Source organism: Paracoccus saliphilus (assembly GCF_028553805.1).
Classification (GTDB): Bacteria; Pseudomonadota; Alphaproteobacteria; order Rhodobacterales; family Rhodobacteraceae; genus Paracoccus; species Paracoccus saliphilus.
The window spans coordinates 1,629,614-1,645,299 of record NZ_CP067140.1 but is presented as its reverse complement, the minus strand read 5'-3'; the positions used below and the strand labels follow the sequence as shown (position 1 = coordinate 1,645,299).

At 62.8% G+C, this 15,686-nt stretch carries 17 protein-coding genes; 8 read left to right on the top strand and 9 right to left on the bottom strand.

Annotation, left to right across the window (positions count from 1 at the left end; genetic code table 11):
• Positions 1-46: 46 nt before the first annotated feature.
• From JHX88_RS07835 to JHX88_RS07820, 4 genes are all read left to right on the top strand, one after another.
• Entirely contained in the window at positions 47-562 is a 516-nt protein-coding gene (locus JHX88_RS07835; RefSeq protein ID WP_076526055.1) for an Lrp/AsnC family transcriptional regulator, read from the top strand.
• A 393-nt stretch (positions 563-955) separates the two neighbouring features.
• Positions 956-1,309 (top strand): arsenate reductase (glutaredoxin), encoded by a 354-nt coding sequence (gene arsC, locus JHX88_RS07830; protein ID WP_076526053.1) that lies wholly within the window; start codon positions 956-958, stop codon positions 1,307-1,309.
• Between the two features lie 24 nt (positions 1,310-1,333).
• Positions 1,334-1,927, top strand: coding sequence for a hypothetical protein (locus JHX88_RS07825; RefSeq protein WP_076526304.1), 594 nt, complete (start codon positions 1,334-1,336; stop codon positions 1,925-1,927).
• Between the two features lie 164 nt (positions 1,928-2,091).
• Positions 2,092-3,234: an alcohol dehydrogenase family protein gene (locus JHX88_RS07820; protein ID WP_076526052.1), complete on the top strand. Its 1,143-nt coding sequence runs from the start codon at positions 2,092-2,094 to the stop codon at positions 3,232-3,234.
• Position 3,235: 1 nt separating this feature from the next.
• Here the strand turns inward: JHX88_RS07820 and JHX88_RS07815 are convergent, their stop codons facing one another.
• Positions 3,236-3,829 carry a LysE family translocator gene (locus JHX88_RS07815; RefSeq protein WP_076526050.1) on the bottom strand — a complete coding sequence of 198 codons (594 nt, stop codon included), beginning with the start codon at positions 3,827-3,829 and terminating at the stop codon, positions 3,236-3,238.
• A 90-nt stretch (positions 3,830-3,919) separates the two neighbouring features.
• Between JHX88_RS07815 and JHX88_RS07810 the strand changes: the two genes are divergently transcribed.
• Entirely contained in the window at positions 3,920-4,372 is a 453-nt protein-coding gene (locus JHX88_RS07810) for an Lrp/AsnC family transcriptional regulator (RefSeq protein WP_076526048.1), read from the top strand.
• 1 nt (position 4,373) lies between these two features.
• Here the strand turns inward: JHX88_RS07810 and hemF are convergent, their stop codons facing one another.
• Positions 4,374-5,228 (bottom strand): oxygen-dependent coproporphyrinogen oxidase, encoded by an 855-nt coding sequence (gene hemF / locus JHX88_RS07805; RefSeq protein ID WP_076526046.1) that lies wholly within the window; start codon positions 5,226-5,228, stop codon positions 4,374-4,376.
• Between the two features lie 76 nt (positions 5,229-5,304).
• On the opposite strand from hemF, the gene JHX88_RS07800 reads away from it, so the two are divergent.
• Positions 5,305-5,724: a hypothetical protein gene (locus JHX88_RS07800; protein ID WP_076526044.1), complete on the top strand. Its 420-nt coding sequence runs from the start codon at positions 5,305-5,307 to the stop codon at positions 5,722-5,724.
• Positions 5,725-5,751: 27 nt separating this feature from the next.
• Here the strand turns inward: JHX88_RS07800 and JHX88_RS07795 are convergent, their stop codons facing one another.
• The 7 genes from JHX88_RS07795 to JHX88_RS07765 form a co-directional block, all read right to left on the bottom strand.
• A complete protein-coding gene (locus tag JHX88_RS07795) occupies positions 5,752-6,099 on the bottom strand; it encodes an H-type lectin domain-containing protein (RefSeq protein WP_076526042.1) in 348 nt (115 codons plus the stop codon).
• 112 nt (positions 6,100-6,211) lie between these two features.
• Positions 6,212-6,667 carry a F0F1 ATP synthase subunit epsilon gene (locus JHX88_RS07790; RefSeq protein WP_076526040.1) on the bottom strand — a complete coding sequence of 152 codons (456 nt, stop codon included), beginning with the start codon at positions 6,665-6,667 and terminating at the stop codon, positions 6,212-6,214.
• 9 nt (positions 6,668-6,676) lie between these two features.
• Entirely contained in the window at positions 6,677-8,101 is a 1,425-nt protein-coding gene (gene atpD, locus JHX88_RS07785) for a F0F1 ATP synthase subunit beta (protein WP_076526038.1), read from the bottom strand.
• Positions 8,102-8,122: 21 nt separating this feature from the next.
• A complete protein-coding gene (locus JHX88_RS07780; protein WP_076526036.1) occupies positions 8,123-9,001 on the bottom strand; it encodes a F0F1 ATP synthase subunit gamma in 879 nt (292 codons plus the stop codon).
• Between the two features lie 12 nt (positions 9,002-9,013).
• Complete coding sequence (gene atpA, locus JHX88_RS07775) at positions 9,014-10,549, bottom strand: F0F1 ATP synthase subunit alpha (RefSeq protein ID WP_076526035.1); 1,536 nt, start codon at positions 10,547-10,549, stop codon at positions 9,014-9,016.
• Positions 10,549-11,115 (bottom strand): F0F1 ATP synthase subunit delta, encoded by a 567-nt coding sequence (locus JHX88_RS07770; RefSeq protein WP_076526033.1) that lies wholly within the window; start codon positions 11,113-11,115, stop codon positions 10,549-10,551. The genes atpA and JHX88_RS07770 overlap by 1 nt, the downstream gene beginning before the upstream one ends.
• Positions 11,116-11,458: 343 nt before the next feature.
• The gene (locus JHX88_RS07765) at positions 11,459-12,277 is read right to left on the bottom strand and encodes a class I SAM-dependent methyltransferase (RefSeq protein ID WP_076526031.1); all 819 of its coding nucleotides are present in this window, start codon (positions 12,275-12,277) and stop codon (positions 11,459-11,461) included.
• A gap of 58 nt (positions 12,278-12,335) precedes the next feature.
• Between JHX88_RS07765 and gloB the strand changes: the two genes are divergently transcribed.
• Together gloB and clpA are read left to right on the top strand one after the other, a co-directional pair.
• Positions 12,336-13,082: a hydroxyacylglutathione hydrolase gene (gene gloB, locus JHX88_RS07760; RefSeq protein ID WP_076526029.1), complete on the top strand. Its 747-nt coding sequence runs from the start codon at positions 12,336-12,338 to the stop codon at positions 13,080-13,082.
• Positions 13,083-13,301: 219 nt separating this feature from the next.
• Positions 13,302-15,626: an ATP-dependent Clp protease ATP-binding subunit ClpA gene (clpA, locus tag JHX88_RS07755; protein ID WP_076526027.1), complete on the top strand. Its 2,325-nt coding sequence runs from the start codon at positions 13,302-13,304 to the stop codon at positions 15,624-15,626.
• Positions 15,627-15,686 lie beyond the last annotated feature (60 nt).

Below are 15,686 nucleotides of genomic sequence, written 5' to 3'. Positions count from 1 at the left end.
GCGATAGGGTCAGGAAAATAAGGACGAACGGTTCGGAGGACAGATCATGGCGGAAAAAACGTCGCAAGACGCGGGCTCAACGCAAACAACCGTCCGCCTCGACGAGGTGGATCGCAAAATCCTATCCCTGCTGCAAAAGGATGCCAGCCTGTCGCTGGACCAGATCGCCGACCGGGTGGGCGCCTCGAAGACCCCGGTCTGGAACCGAATCCGCAAGCTGCGCGAGGCGGGGGTGATCCGCCGGCAGGTGGCGATCCTGGACCCGGAGGCTTTGGGGCTGGAAGCCTGCTTCTTCGTGCTGATCCGCACCAGCGAGCATGAAAAGGACTGGGCGGCGCGGTTCCTGCAGGCGCTGCGGGATCGGCCCGAGGTGATCGAGGCGCATCGGCTGGCAGGCGATATCGATTACATCCTGAAGGTGCAGGTCAGGAACGCGCGGGCCTATGACCGCTTCTACCAATCGCTCATCGCCGAGGTGAAAATCCACAATGTCACCGCGCTGCTGTCGATGGAGGAGATCAAATCGACCAGCGCCCTGCCGATCCCCGAAACCGGGCGCTGATCCGCTGCGCAACAGCAGCGTGCGCAGCAAAGCGCAACAGCGGCGCACCAGATCCGGCTTTACCCAGCAAATGCTGGGAATCCTGCTGCACAGCCCGTACACTGAATGTGCACAGAACGTACACCGGCAGCGCAGGTTGCGCGGCGATTCTCCCGTTTTCGCGCGGAAGAAGAGGCTGCCCATGCAGGAACCCAAAACCGGCGCGCCAAATCCAGTACGAAAAACATACTGGACCGGGTTACGATGAAAATGCCTCTCCCCTTCTTCTTCACGCAAATATCCCCGGGGGGCACCGGGGGGCAGGCAGCCCCCCGGCCGTCGCGGGACGCAAAACCGGATTCCCCTCTCGCCGGAAATGCCCTAGCCTGCGGTGAATTCAAAAGGAGCCATTCCATGCCCGACGGTTACGTGATCTGGCACAATCCGAAATGCTCGACCTCGCGCTTCGTCCTCGATGCCCTGCGCGAGGCCGGGATAGAGCCAGCGGTGCGCAACTACCTGAAAGAGCCTCCGGCACGGGAGGAGCTACGCGAGGCACTGGCCGCGATGAAGATAGGTGCGCGGCAACTCCTGAGGAGTAAGAACAAATACTATCATGATCTTGAACTGAATAACCCAGAATTGACAGAGGATGATCTGGTCGCTGCGATGGCCGAGTATCCCGAGCTGATTGAGCGCCCGGTCCTCTTCGGTCCCAAGGGCGCGGGTTTGTGCCGTCCGAAGGAGACCGTGTTCGAGATGATCTGAGCGGCCCGCCCCATGCAGCAATCGATGAAACGCCACCCGCCCCTGCGCGACCTGATGACCGCGCTGCCGGATATATGCGCCGCGCCCCCGGATGATGCACCGATCCGCTATCTGTGCCAGCGGCCGGATTTCGGACAGCGCGATTTCGTGGACCGGCTGAACCTGACCGTCGAACAGGGCATTCCCGGCGAGCGCTGGCTACGTCATCCCTGGCTGCGCCTGCCCGATGGGCGTCCCGATCCGGCGATCCAGGTCTCGATCCTGCCTGCGCGCGTCTGCGACCTGATCTGGCAGCCGGGAGACGCCGCGCCGCATCCCGGCGATCCGATCGTCGCGGATCTGGATACCGGCCTCGACAACCTGCCCACCGGCAGCCTGATCGGGGCCGGAAGCGCGGTGCTGCAGGTATCCCCGGTCTTCAACACCGCCTGCGTCAAATGGCGGGTGCGCTATGGCGAGGACGCCTTCCGCTGGATCAATATGGAGGATCACCCCCGCCTGCGGCTGCGCGGTATCCTGTGCGCCGTGATCCGGGATGGCGTGGTCACGATGGCCGATCGGCTGAAGGTGTTACGACGGGGCGATGGGCCGGGTTCGGATATCGCCAAGGCCGGCTGAGACGTGTCCCGCGATGACCGGGGGCGAGCCCCGTCACCGGCAGGTCCCTTGAATCGGCGATGCACCCGGCGGTGCTGCCGCAGTGGATATTTACATGAAGAAGAAAGACTGATGCAGCGCGCGTTTCGACAATTTCTCACAGAAGATCGCAGAGGGGGGCCGCGATGATACCGCGTCACATGCAAGCGATGGTCCTGACCCGGCATGGCGGGATCGATGCGCTGGAATGGCGGACCGACATGCCGGTGCCGCAGCCCGGACCCGGCGAGGTTCTGCTGCGCATCACCGCCACCGCCAAGAACAATACCGACCGCAAGGTGCGCGAGGGGCTTTACGCCACGCAAGAGACCGGCGAGGCGATCAGTTTCCGGATGGCAGGCGAGACGCTGCGATTCCCGCGCATCCAGGGAGCGGATGTCGTGGGGCATGTGGTGGCGGTGGGCGAAGGCGTTCCGCCCGGGCGGATCGGCGAGCGCGGCCTGCTGGATTTCAACATCTATCGCGGCGATGATCCGCATCTGAACCTGACGCCGGATTATTACGGTCATGGCGCGGATGGCGGCTTTGCCGAATACGGTGTTTTCCCGTCGGACCAGGTTCACCATGTCCCGAATCCCGGCCTGTCGGATGCCGAGCTGGCCAGCCTTGGCATGTGTTCGTGGCAGACCGGTTATCACATGCTGACATCGGCCGGGGTGCGCGCGGGCGAGCATGTGCTGATCACCGGCGCGTCAGGTGGGGTCGGCACCGCGTTGATCCAGCTGTGCCGGGTGATCGGGGCGGTGCCGCATGCGGTCTCAAGCCCCGGCAAGGCCGAGGCTCTGCACGCCCTCGGGGCAGAGACAGTGATCGACCGCAAGCGGGTGACGGATTGGCCCGCCGACATCGCGCGGGCGACTGGCGGAGGTATCATCGATGCGGTGATGGATCTGGTCGGCGGCGATATCACGCCAGGGCTGATCGAGGCGATGTGCCGCGACCTGGGGGCACGCAAGACGCCTCCGCGACTGGCCATTGCCGGGGCGTCGGCGGGCAATGTGACACAGGTCCTGTGGACGCAGATCTATTTGAACCAGGTGCAGATCTTCGGCGTCTCTCATGGCACGCGGGCCGAGGCGCGGCAGTTGATCGACTGGATCCGCGCGGGGCGGCTGCGCCCGGTGCTGGCCGGGACCATGAAACTGTCGGAGCTGCACGAGGCCGAACGGATTTTCGTGGATCGCGGGGTGGATTTCCTGGGCAAGCTGGTGATCGTGCCGGATGCGGAATGGGAGCGGCACGGCGCCGGTCATGCGCTGAAGCGCTGATTCATTTCCACAGGACCGGTAGCATCGAGGCCACCAGCAGGATCGCCATCGTGATGTTGAACAGGCGCAGCCGCGCCGGCGTGGTCAGAAGGCGGCGCAGCCCCTGCCCCGACATGGCCCAGATCGAGACGCTGGACAGGTTGACGACCGCAAAGACCGCTCCGACGACCAGCGCCCCACCGACCCCCGCCGCATAGGCCGACAGCGCCCCCAATGCCATCGCCCAGGCCTTGGGGTTCACCCATTGGAAGGCGGCGGCCTGCAGGAAAGTGAAGGGGCGCGCCTGCGGTGACGAGGGTGCCTGTTGCGGTGGGGCGGCATTGGCGATTTTCCATGCCAGCCACAGCATATAGGCAAGGCTGATCCATTTCAGCGCGGTCTCAAGCGCCGGGTTCGAGGCGATCAACCGGTCGATGCCAAGCCCCACAAGCACGATCATCAGCGCAAAGCCCCAAGCGACGCCCAGCATATGCGGCACCGTCCGCCGGATCCCGAAATTCGCACCCGAGGCCATCAGCATCATGTTGTTCGGCCCCGGCGTCGCCGAGGTCACGAAGGCGAAGCCCGCAAGGGCCAGCAACAATTCGGTATTCATTGCGCCTCTCTTTCCAATCACGCAATCATGGCGCTTATTGCCCGCAATTTCATTGCCAAATAATCGGTATTCACTTTAATCTAGCAACTAATGAGCGCAGACGATCATATAAACGACCGGATATTGCGGGAACTTAGCCGCGATGGCCGCCTGCCCAATACCGAACTTGCGGCACGAGTCGGGTTATCGCCCTCGGCCTGCCTGCGCCGGGTTCAGGATCTCGAGCGGCGCGGGGTCATCTCGGGCTATCGGGCGGTCATCAGCCCGCAGGCGCGTGGAGTGGGCTTTACAGCCTATGTCACGATCGGATTGTCGAAGCACTCGACCGAGACGCAAAAGAAGCTGGAAAGGCTATGCCTTGCCGCCCCCGCCGTGCGCGAATGCCATAACATCACCGGCACGGTGGAATACCTGCTGCGGGTCGAGGTTGCGGACCTGACCGCATACAGGGAGTTTCACGCCGATGTGCTGGGCAATTTTCCCTGGATTGCGACCATCACCACGCATGTCGTGATGGACAGCCCCAAGGATGAGCGGGCATAGTTTACCGCCATTTTGCCAAGGGCGGCAGGCTCATCAGCACGGCATCGGGGTTGTGGCCGGTCTCCAGTCCGAATTTCGTACCGCGGTCATAGACCAGGTTATATTCGGCATAGAGCCCGCGATGGATCAACTGGGTTTCGCGGTCGGCCTCGTCCCACGCCTGCGCCATGCGTTTCTCGGCCAGGGGCAGGAAGGCGGGCAGGAATGCCTCGCCCACGGATTTGGTAAAGGCGAAATCGGCCTTCCATTCTCCGCTGTTCAGATCGTCGAAGAAGATCCCGCCGACACCGCGCGCGCGGCCGCGATGGGGAATGTAGAAATATTCATCCGCCCATGCCTTGAAACGCGCGTAATACTCGGCGCCATGCGGGGCGCAGGCAGCGCGGAGCGTGTCATGGAAATGCGCGGTATCCTCGGGATACTCGATGCAGGGGTTCAGGTCCGTGCCACCGCCGAACCACCATGCGCCCGGCGTCCAAAACATCCGAGTGTTCATGTGGACGGCGGGGGCGTGCGGGTTTTGCATATGCGCGACAAGGCTGATGCCGCTGGCCCAGAAACGCGGATCACCTTCGATCCCCGGCACACCGCGGGCAGCCATCGCGGATTGCGCCTTGGGCGACAGCGTGCCGTGAACCTCGGACCAGTTCACGCCGACCTTCTCGAACACGCGCCCGCCGCGCATGACGGCCATCATCCCGCCGCCACCGCCCTCTTCGCGCTTGGTGGGGGTGACGTCGAAGCGTCCGGCGGCAGCATCGCCCGGTCCGCGATCCTCCAGCGCCTCGAAGGCCTGCGTGATGCGCTGCTGCAATTCACGGAACCAGTCGGCGGCGCGGCGGCGTTGATCGTCCATGTGACCCTCGATAGTGAATTGTCAAACCCATGTCCGGGCGGTTAGCATTACTCGATCCGCTGTAAAGAGACTGGCCATGCCCCGCAACTCTGCCCTTTTCCTGATCGCAACCCTGCCACTGCTTGTCGCCGCTTGCGGTACACCGCAGGAACGCTGCATCAGCAAGCATACCCGTGAATATCGCAATGTCAGTCGCCTGCTGACCGAGGTCGAGGGTAATCTGCAGCGTGGTTATGCCTGGGAGGAGCGGCAGGTGGTACGTGACCGATTGACACAGTGCCGCGATGTCCGCCGCGACAAGGACGGCAATGTCCATGTCACCTATACCCCCTGCTGGCGGGATTACGTGGATACCGAGCGTTATCGCGTGCCGATCGATCCGGCTGCCGAAGCCCGCAAGCGCGACGGCCTTGCCGAGCGCAAGGCCGGGCTGGCGGCGCAGGCCGAAGCTTATGTCGAAGCTTGCAGGAAAGCCTTTCCCGAGGCTGAAGCCTGACGACCCTCGACTGGAGGGCGTCGCATCCTACAGGTCGAAATCATCCTCGTGCCGGACCGAGCCGATGGCCATCCAATCGGCGCGAATACGGGCGACGCGGGTATCGCCCCAGGTACGGAAAAGGATCTCGAAACCTTCGGGCGTGATATTCTCTGCCGTGATATCGGCACGCTGATTGGCCCGGCTTTCGATATCCCACATGCTGATCGAGACATGAACGAGAGGCGGCGCGAGGAACGGCTCGGAGAATTTTACGTTCCGCGTTTCCCTTCGGGGGCCATGTCCGGACCACATGATGCCGTTATCTTCAAATGCTGAAAAAAGCTGCACCGATCCACGCGTTACACCAACCGCTGTATGTCCGAATTTCTGCATCACCCCTCACTTCTAACCCGCGATCTTATAACGTGAAGTTAAAAAAGCGAAAGCCCCGGTTACAACCGGGGCTTGAAAACTTGATGGCCTCAACCCGGCCAAAAAGAAATGATCAATCAGGCCTCGAGGCCTGGTTCGGGTCCAGCCCGATATGGCTGCCCAGAGCTTCCATATCCGCCAGCAGCTTGATGGCGGCGGCGACGAATTCCTCGCCGGCCGAATGGGTCTCGGCCTTCTTCTCGGCGGCCTTCTTCTTGCGATGCGCCTCGGTCATCATCTCGTTGAAGATCTCTTGCGTGATCTCTTCCCTTGGATGTCCGCGCTCGGCCAGAAGGCTGACGGATTCGGCATTGATCTCGGCAAATCCGCCGGTCACGGCGAATTCATTGCTGGCGCCATCATCGGCGACCACGGTCACGAGGCCGGGACGCAGGGAAACGATGACAGGCGCGTGGCCGGGCATGGCGGTCAGATCGCCCTCGGTGCCCGGCAGGCGCACCTCGCGCACCGGGACGGAAATCAGTTTCCGTTCCGGCGAGACGAGGTCGAACTGCATGCTATCGGCCATTTTGCCTCCTTATGCGGCTTCAGCCGCGAGACGCTCGGCCTTGGCCTTGGCGTCCTCGATGTCGCCGACCATGTAGAAGGCGGATTCGGGCAGGTGATCGTATTCGCCGGCAACCACGGCCTTGAAGGAGGCGATGGTCTTTTCCAGCGGCACCTGGATGCCGTCGGAGCCGGTGAACACTTTTGCCACGTCGAAGGGCTGCGACAGGAAGCGCTGGATTTTCCGGGCACGGGCCACGGTCAGCTTGTCCTCTTCCGACAGTTCGTCCATGCCGAGAATGGCGATGATGTCCTGCAGCGACTTGTATTTCTGCAAGATACCCTGAACGTCGCGGGCCACCTGGTAATGCTCTTCGCCGACAACGGCCGGGTCGAGAATCCGCGAGGACGAGTCCAGCGGGTCAACGGCCGGGTAGATGCCAAGCTCGGAGATCGCGCGCGACAGCGTGGTCGTGGCGTCGAGGTGGGCAAAGGTCGTGGCCGGTGCGGGGTCGGTCAAGTCATCGGCCGGCACGTAGACGGCCTGGATCGAGGTGATCGAGCCCTGCTTGGTCGAGGTGATGCGTTCCTGCATCTGGCCCATGTCGGTGGCCAGCGTCGGCTGATAGCCAACGGCCGAAGGGATACGGCCCAGAAGCGCCGACACCTCGGAACCCGCCTGCGTAAAGCGGAAGATGTTGTCGACGAAGAACAGAACGTCGGTCCCCGAAGTATCGCGGAACTGTTCGGCGAGCGTCAGGCCGGTCAGGGCGACGCGCATACGGGCCCCCGGAGGCTCGTTCATCTGGCCGTAAACCAGGGCCACCTGCGACTCGGCCAGGTTGTCCGGCTTGATAACGCCCGACTCGACCATCTCGTGATAGAGGTCGTTGCCCTCGCGGGTCCGTTCGCCGACACCGGCGAACACGGAGTAGCCCGAGTGCACCTTGGCGATGTTGTTGATCAGTTCCATGATCAGAACGGTCTTGCCAACGCCGGCACCGCCGAACAGGCCGATCTTGCCGCCCTTGGAGTAAGGCGCCAGCAGGTCGATGACCTTGATGCCGGTCACCAGGATTTCCGAGCTGGTCGCCTGTGCGGCGAAATCCGGCGCGGGCTGGTGAATGGCGCGGGTTTCCGAGGCGGTGATCGGACCGCCCTCGTCCACTGGATCGCCGACGACGTTGATGATCCGGCCCAGGGTCGCATCGCCCACCGGGATCGAGATCGGGCCACCGGTATCGCTGACCGGTTCGCCGCGGACCAGACCTTCGGTCGAGTCCATGGCGATGGCGCGCACGGTGTTCTCGCCCAGATGCTGCGCCACTTCCAGGATCAGCTTCTTGCCGTTGTTTTCAGTTTCCAGTGCGTTCAGGATCGCCGGCAGTTCGCTTTCGAACTGCACGTCGACGACGGCGCCGATCACCTGGGTAATCTTTCCTTTGGCCTCTGCCATGTTGTCACCTCTGCGTTACGGTCAGAGCGCCTCGGCGCCCGAAATGATTTCAATGAGTTCCTTGGTGATCGCAGCCTGACGCGAGCGGTTGTACTCGGTCGTCAGCTTGTCGATCATGTCGCCGGCGTTGCGCGTGGCGTTATCCATGGCGCTCATCCGCGCGCCCTGCTCGGACGCCGCATTTTCCAGAAGCGCCGCAAAGATCTGCGTCGCGACCGAGCGTGGCAGGAGTTCGGCCAGAATGGCCTCTTCCCCGGGCTCGTATTCGTAGAGCGACGATGCGGAGGCCGCGTCTTCACCCTCGTCCACTTCGGCCGGAATGATCTGGCGGGCGGTCGGAACCTGGCTGATCACCGATTCGAAACGATTGTAGAAGATCGTGGCGACGTCGAATTCGCCACTCTCGAACCGGTCCAGAACCTCGTCGGTGATGTCGCGGGCGTTTTCATAGCCGACGCGCTTGACCTCGGACAGGTCGACGTGATGGACGAAGCGATCGCCATATTCACGCTTGAGCTGCTCGCGGCCCTTCTTGCCGACGGTCAGGATGGTGACATCCTTCCCCTGCCCGCGCAGCTTTTCGGCATGAGCGCGGGCCAGTTTGACGATGGAGCTGTTGAAACCGCCGGCAAGGCCACGCTCGGCGGTCATCACGACCAGCAGGTGCCGCTGGTCGCTGCCGGTGCCGGACAGAAGCCGCGGCGCCGATTCCGATCCCGCCGCACTCGCCGTCAGGCCGGCCATGACGGCGGCCATCCGGTCGGCATAGGGACGTGCGGCTTCGGCAGCTTCCTGCGCGCGGCGAAGCTTCGCCGCGGCGACCATCTGCATCGCCTTGGTGATCTTCCGCGTGTTCTTGACGCTTCCGATCCGGTTCTTGAGATCCTTGAGGCTGGGCATCTATTCCCCCTCTCAAGCGCGGGTTTTGTTGTATTCGTCCAGCGCCGCCTTGATCGCATCCTCGAGATCACCGACAACCTTGCGGTCATTCGAGGTGATATCGTCCAGCAGAGCCTTCTTCTGGTTCCGCAGGAACTGGATCAGCCCGTCTTCCCAGGCCACGACCTCGCGCACGGGCACTTCATCGACATAGCCCTTGGTGCCGGCATAGATCACGATGACTATCTCGGCATTGGTCAGCGGGCGGTATTGCGGCTGCTTCATCAGTTCGGTCAGGCGCGCACCACGGTTCAGCAGGCGCTGCGTCGCGGCGTCAAGATCCGAGCCGAACTGCGCGAAGGCCGCCATCTCGCGATACTGCGCCAGTTCCAGCTTGACCGGACCGGCGACCGATTTCATCGCCTTGGTCTGGGCCGAGGAGCCAACGCGGGACACCGACAGACCGGTGTTCACGGCGGGGCGGACACCCTGGAAGAACAGGTCGGTTTCGAGGAAGATCTGACCATCGGTGATCGAGATCACGTTGGTCGGGATATAGGCCGACACGTCGCCCGCCTGCGTCTCGATGATCGGCAGGGCGGTCAGCGAACCGGCGCCGTGATCCTCGTTCAGCTTGGCCGAACGCTCCAGCAACCGGCTGTGCAGGTAGAAAACGTCGCCCGGGAATGCTTCGCGTCCGGGCGGACGGCGCAGCAGCAGCGACATCTGGCGATAGGCAACAGCCTGCTTGGACAGGTCGTCATAGATGATCAGCGCATCCATGCCGTTGTCGCGGAAATATTCGCCGATCGCGGTGCCCGAGTAAGGCGCGAGGAACTGCATCGGCGCGGGGTCCGAAGCGGTTGCAGCGACGACGGTGGTATAGGCCATCGCGCCGGTCTCTTCCAGTTTCTGGACAAGCTGGGCGACGGTCGAACGCTTCTGGCCGACGGCGACATAGACGCAATGCAGCGTCTTCATGCCTTCGTCTTCGCGGCCATTATAGTTGAGCTGGTTCAGGATGGTGTCCAGCGCGATCGCGGTCTTGCCGGTCTGGCGGTCGCCGATGATCAGCTCGCGCTGACCGCGGCCGATCGGGATCATCGCGTCGACCGATTTCAGGCCGGTCGCCATCGGCTCGTGCACCGATTTCCGCGGCATGATGCCCGGCGCCTTGACGTCGGCCACGCTGCGTGCCTCGGCCTCGATCGGGCCCTTGCCGTCGATGGGATTGCCAAGGCCGTCAACGACGCGGCCAAGCAGGGCCTTACCGACCGGAACGTCCACGATCGAGCGCGTGCGCTTGACGGTGTCGCCTTCCTTGATCGAGCGGTCGTCGCCGAAGATCACGATACCGACATTGTCGGTCTCGAGGTTCAGCACCATGCCCCGGATACCGCCGGGGAATTCGACCATCTCACCGGCCTGCACCTTGTCGAGGCCATAGACACGGGCGATACCGTCGCCAACCGACAGCACCTGGCCCACTTCGGCCACTTCGGCCTCTTGTCCGAAATTCTTGATCTGATCCTTGAGGATCGCCGAAATCTCGGCTGCCTGGATTCCCATTATCCGACCTCTTTCATAGCATTCTGCAGGGAGGCGAGCTTCGAGCGGATCGAACTGTCGATCATCTGCGAGCCCAGCTTGACAATCATACCGCCGATGAGACCCTCATCGACACGGGTGTTGAGTTTGACCTTCTTGCCCGATTTCTCGGCCAGTGCCTTGGTCAGGCGCTGCTGTTGTTCATCGGACAGGGCGATGGCGCTGGTGACATCCGCGGTCACCTCGCCACGTTCTACCGCGATCAGTTCGCGCAGGCGTCCGACCAGCTGCGGCAACACGAACAGGCGGCGGTTGCGCGCCATCAGCTGCAAGGTGTTCGCCAATGTCGCCGACAACCCCATCTTCGCGGCGAGCTCAGCGATGGCTTTGCCCTGCTGGTCGCGGGAATAAAGGGGCGACGCGATCAGGTCGCGCAGATCGGAGCTATCATCCAGCGCATTCTGCAATTCATCGGTCTGGCGGGCGAGATCATCCAGCCCTTTTTCTTCCTTCACGATGTCGAAGACGGCCTGCGCATAGCGCCCGGCAATGCTCTGGGACATGGAAACAGAGTTGGCCACGGTCATCCTTTACGTTTGCGCAACCCCGCTGGCGGGCCGGGGCTTTGTCCGGTCTGTCGCGGGGTGCGGGTCGCGGTCGCACGGCTTTTGGAGGGCCGTCCTGAATTCTGCGCAGTCTCTAGCAGGTCGTTTACCGACCGGCAACCACTTAGCACACGGAAATGAGAGGCTTTGCGACCAAGGATGCGCTCAGCTTGGCGGGATGACCTGTCCGACCGGCGACAACCCGCCCCGAAGGGTGCGACAGGCTGTCGCAGGGCGCCGAGAGGGCGGGCAAATCGCGGCTTCGCGAGACCGATATGCCCGGCGTGATTCCCCGCCCGTCTCCGGAGGACGCGATGCGATCTCCTCAGCCATTCGAGCGCAACGGCTGCGACCGGCTGTCCGGCGATACGATGATCCGCCCCCTGACTGTGGGCGACCTGACCGGGCGCGGCCGTGTCACCCCGTCCAGAATGTCCAGCGGGCTGGGCACCTGCATCTTGACGCCCGGCCCGACCGGCCCGCGGACCTGCTTGCTGAGTTCGATCAGCACGACACCGGCGATCAGGACACGGCTGATCCTGGCCCCGGTCCGCTCCCACATCTGCGCGCTGCGCAGCCAGAAACGCCGGTCCGAGGGCGGGATATAGACCGCGGAGCCATGCCATTCGGTCACGAAGCCCGCTCTCAGCGTCTGCCCTTCCAACTGCCCCGCGGTATAGCTTCGGCCCAGGCCGAATGGCGTGCGGTCCGAGGCCGCCCATAGCCCCGCCCGGTTCGGCACCATCACGATCATCCGCCCACCGGGCCCAAGCACTCGCCAGGCCTCTGCCAGCAATGCGGCGGGGTAATCGCTGGTCTCCAACCCGTGCAGGATCACGAGGCGATCGATACTGCCGGTCTCGATCGGCCATGCGGTTTCGTCACAGAGCACGCTGTGATTAGGCAGTCCCGCCGGCCAGCCCATCACTCCCTGCGGCCCCGGCATCAGAGCCGTGACCCTGCGCGCCACGTCCAGATAGGGACGGAGCATGGGTGCCGCGAAACCGAATCCCGCCACATTCATGCCGGTGCAACTGCCTGACCGCCAGCGCCCGGTCAGCCTGTCGCGCAGGATTCGCTGCACAACGCGGCCCAGGGCCCGTTGATAATAGAAACGCCGCAGATCCTCGATATCGTGATGCATTGCACCCCGGCCATGCTTTTGTCAGTTTCGAACACATCATATGGGGAAGGATTTGCCAATGCCGCTGGAACTGATCACCATTCGATGCCTGAAGGACAATTATGCCTATCTTCTTCGCGGCGAGGCGGGCACCGCGCTGATCGATGCCCCCGAAGCCGCGCCGATCCTGGCGGAACTGGATCAGAGAGGCTGGGGGCTGGACAGGATTCTGCTGACCCATCATCACGGGGATCATATCGACGGCGTCTCCGAGATCGTGAAACGGACCGGCGCAACGGTCATCGGCGCAGAGGCGGACGCGCATCGACTGCCGCCCCTGGATATCCGGGTCACGCCGGGCGATTCGCCGCAGGTTCTGGGCGAGACTGTCCATGTCATCGACGTATCGGGCCACACGGTCGGGCATGTCGCGTTCCATTTCCCGCAATCGAGCTATGCCTTCACCGCCGACAGCCTGATGGCGATGGGCTGCGGACGGCTGTTCGAGGGTGATCCGGCAATGATGTGGAACAGTCTGGGCCGCCTGAATGCCCTGCCCGGCGAGACGCTGATCTGCTCGGGCCATGATTACTGCGCCGCCAATGGTGCCTTCGCCCTGTCTGTCGATCCGGGCAATGACGCGCTGAAGGAACGATTGGCCGGGGTCGAGGCGGATCGCCTGCCCTGCTCTCCCGCCACATTGGCCGAGGAACGGGCGACGAATCCCTTTCTGCGTGTCAAGGAGCTCCGTAAGTTCCTGAACATGGAAAATGCATCTGATGTCGAGGTTTTCGCACGGTTGCGCAGCATGAAGGACAGTTTCTGATATCTTTTCAAGGTAACAACCCGAATCCACATGCCTGCCAGGGGACCTTGAAAACCGCCCATGGTGACATCACATTTGCCTCAGCCGTGGCAAAAAACCCGGACAAATTTAAAAAACTGCTTGAAGCCGGGCCGATTCCACCAAATCTTAAAACTACCATGACAGTCTGGGCCGGTGGGCACATCGCCCATACCGCCAGCCGACTGACAGGAGACGACCGTGCCAAGTTTCTCGACTTCCCTGGAACAGGCCATTCACCAGGCGCTTGCGCTGGCGAACGAGCATCGACACGAACTGGCCACGCTGGAACATCTGCTTCTGGCGCTGACCGAGGAGCCGGACGCCGTCAAGGTGATGCGCGCCTGCAATGTCGATCTGGACGAATTGCGCAAGCTGCTGATCGATTTCATCGAGGATGACCTGTCCACGCTGATCACCGATGTCGAAGGGTCCGAGGCCGTGCCGACCGCGGCCTTCCAGCGGGTGATCCAACGTGCCGCGATCCATGTCCAAAGTTCGGGCCGGCAAGAGGTGACCGGCGCGAATGTGCTGGTCGCGATTTTCGCCGAGCGGGAATCGAATGCGGCCTTCTTCCTGCAAGAGATGGACATGACCCGCTATGACGCGGTGAATTACATAGCCCATGGCGTGGCCAAGAACCCGACCTTCAGCGAGCCGCGCAAGGTGGTGGGTTCGGACGAACCCGAAGAGGCCAAGCAGGCAGAGCCCGTGCAGGAGGCCAAGGAAGAAACCGCACTCGCGAAATATTGCGTCGACCTGAACGCCAAGTCGGAAAAGGGCGATGTCGATCCGCTGATCGGCCGCGAGAACGAGGTCGAACGCTGTATCCAGGTGCTTTGCCGCCGCCGCAAGAACAACCCGCTGCTGGTGGGCGATCCGGGCGTGGGCAAGACCGCCATCGCCGAGGGGCTGGCCAAGAAGATCGTCGAAGGACAGACACCGGACGTGCTGTCGGGCGCCACGATCTTTTCGCTCGACATGGGCGCGTTGCTGGCCGGCACCCGCTATCGCGGCGATTTCGAGGAACGTCTGAAAGCCGTCGTCAAGGAGCTTGAGGGCCATGAAGACGCGATCCTGTTCATCGACGAGATCCACACGGTCATCGGCGCGGGTGCGACCTCGGGCGGGGCGATGGATGCATCGAACCTGCTGAAACCTGCCTTGGCGGGCGGCAATATGCGCTGCATGGGCTCGACCACCTACAAGGAATTCCGCCAGCATTTCGAAAAGGACCGTGCGCTCAGCCGCCGGTTCCAGAAGATCGACGTGAACGAGCCCTCGGTGCCCGATTCGGTCAAGATCCTGATGGGATTGAAGCCGCATTTCGAAAAGCATCACGAGCTGCGCTATACCAATGACGCGATCAAATCGGCGGTCGAACTGGCCTCGCGCTATATCAACGACCGCAAGCTGCCCGACAGCGCCATCGACGTGATAGACGAGGCCGGGGCGGCGCAGCACCTGGTTGCAGAGAGCAAGCGTCGCAAGACCATCTCGCCCAAGGAGATCGAGGCGGTGGTGGCCAAGATCGCCCGCATTCCGCCCAAGAATGTCAGCAAGGACGATGCCGAGGTACTGCGCGACCTGAACGGCTCGCTGAAGCGTGTCGTCTTCGGCCAGGATTCCGCGATCGAGGCGCTGTCATCGGCGATCAAGCTGGCGCGGGCCGGGTTGCGCGAACCCGAAAAGCCCATCGGCAACTACCTGTTCGCCGGGCCCACGGGCGTCGGCAAAACCGAGGTCGCCAAGCAACTGGCTTCGACTCTCGGGGTGGAACTGCAGCGTTTCGACATGTCGGAATACATGGAGAAACATGCCGTCAGCCGCCTCATTGGCGCGCCTCCGGGCTATGTCGGTTTCGACCAGGGCGGGCTGTTGACCGATGGCGTGGACCAGCATCCGCATTGCGTGCTGCTGCTGGACGAGATCGAGAAGGCGCATCCGGATGTCTACAACATCCTGTTGCAGGTCATGGATCACGGCAAGCTGACCGACCATAACGGTCGGCAGGTGGATTTCCGCAACGTGATCCTGATCATGACCTCGAATGCCGGGGCTGCCGACCAGGCCAAGGCCGCCATCGGTTTCGGCCGCGAACGGCGCGAGGGCGAGGATACTGCCGCGATCGAACGAACCTTCACGCCCGAGTTCCGCAATCGCCTGGACGCGATCATCAGCTTTGCGCCGCTGTCGCGCGAGGTCGTGGTCCATGTGGTCGAGAAATTCGTGCTGCAACTCGAGGCGCAGTTGATGGACCGCAATGTCCATATCGAACTGACCCCGGAAGCTGCCGACTGGCTGGCCGAAAAGGGTTACGACGATACGATGGGTGCGCGCCCCCTGGGCCGGATCATCCAGGAGCATATCAAGAAGCCCCTGGCCGAAGAGCTTCTGTTTGGAGGGCTGCAGAAAGGCGGCGTGGTCCGGGTGAAGATCGAGGACGACAAACCGGCCTTTGACATCACCGGCCCCGACGCCCCGCGTATCGGGAAGTCGAAAACGCCGTTGCTGACGGCAGAGTGACAACCAACTCCCGAAAGGGCGATTGAACGATGACCCGCCTTGCGTCGCGCAAGGCGGGTT

Bases quoted from the DNA above. Each gene is read 5' to 3' on its own strand.
- JHX88_RS07835 (WP_076526055.1), top strand. From the start codon at position 47: ATGGCGGAAAAAACGTCGCAAGACGCGGGCTCAACGCAAACAACCGTC.
- arsC (WP_076526053.1), top strand. From the start codon at position 956: ATGCCCGACGGTTACGTGATCTGGCACAATCCGAAATGCTCGACCTCG.
- JHX88_RS07825 (WP_076526304.1), top strand. From the start codon at position 1,334: ATGAAACGCCACCCGCCCCTGCGCGACCTGATGACCGCGCTGCCGGAT.
- JHX88_RS07820 (WP_076526052.1), top strand. From the start codon at position 2,092: ATGATACCGCGTCACATGCAAGCGATGGTCCTGACCCGGCATGGCGGG.
- JHX88_RS07815 (WP_076526050.1), bottom strand. From the start codon at position 3,829: ATGAATACCGAATTGTTGCTGGCCCTTGCGGGCTTCGCCTTCGTGACC.
- JHX88_RS07810 (WP_076526048.1), top strand. From the start codon at position 3,920: ATGAGCGCAGACGATCATATAAACGACCGGATATTGCGGGAACTTAGC.
- hemF (WP_076526046.1), bottom strand. From the start codon at position 5,228: ATGGACGATCAACGCCGCCGCGCCGCCGACTGGTTCCGTGAATTGCAG.
- JHX88_RS07800 (WP_076526044.1), top strand. From the start codon at position 5,305: ATGCCCCGCAACTCTGCCCTTTTCCTGATCGCAACCCTGCCACTGCTT.
- JHX88_RS07795 (WP_076526042.1), bottom strand. From the start codon at position 6,099: ATGCAGAAATTCGGACATACAGCGGTTGGTGTAACGCGTGGATCGGTG.
- JHX88_RS07790 (WP_076526040.1), bottom strand. From the start codon at position 6,667: ATGGCCGATAGCATGCAGTTCGACCTCGTCTCGCCGGAACGGAAACTG.
- atpD (WP_076526038.1), bottom strand. From the start codon at position 8,101: ATGGCAGAGGCCAAAGGAAAGATTACCCAGGTGATCGGCGCCGTCGTC.
- JHX88_RS07780 (WP_076526036.1), bottom strand. From the start codon at position 9,001: ATGCCCAGCCTCAAGGATCTCAAGAACCGGATCGGAAGCGTCAAGAAC.
- atpA (WP_076526035.1), bottom strand. From the start codon at position 10,549: ATGGGAATCCAGGCAGCCGAGATTTCGGCGATCCTCAAGGATCAGATC.
- JHX88_RS07770 (WP_076526033.1), bottom strand. From the start codon at position 11,115: ATGACCGTGGCCAACTCTGTTTCCATGTCCCAGAGCATTGCCGGGCGC.
- JHX88_RS07765 (WP_076526031.1), bottom strand. From the start codon at position 12,277: ATGCATCACGATATCGAGGATCTGCGGCGTTTCTATTATCAACGGGCC.
- gloB (WP_076526029.1), top strand. From the start codon at position 12,336: ATGCCGCTGGAACTGATCACCATTCGATGCCTGAAGGACAATTATGCC.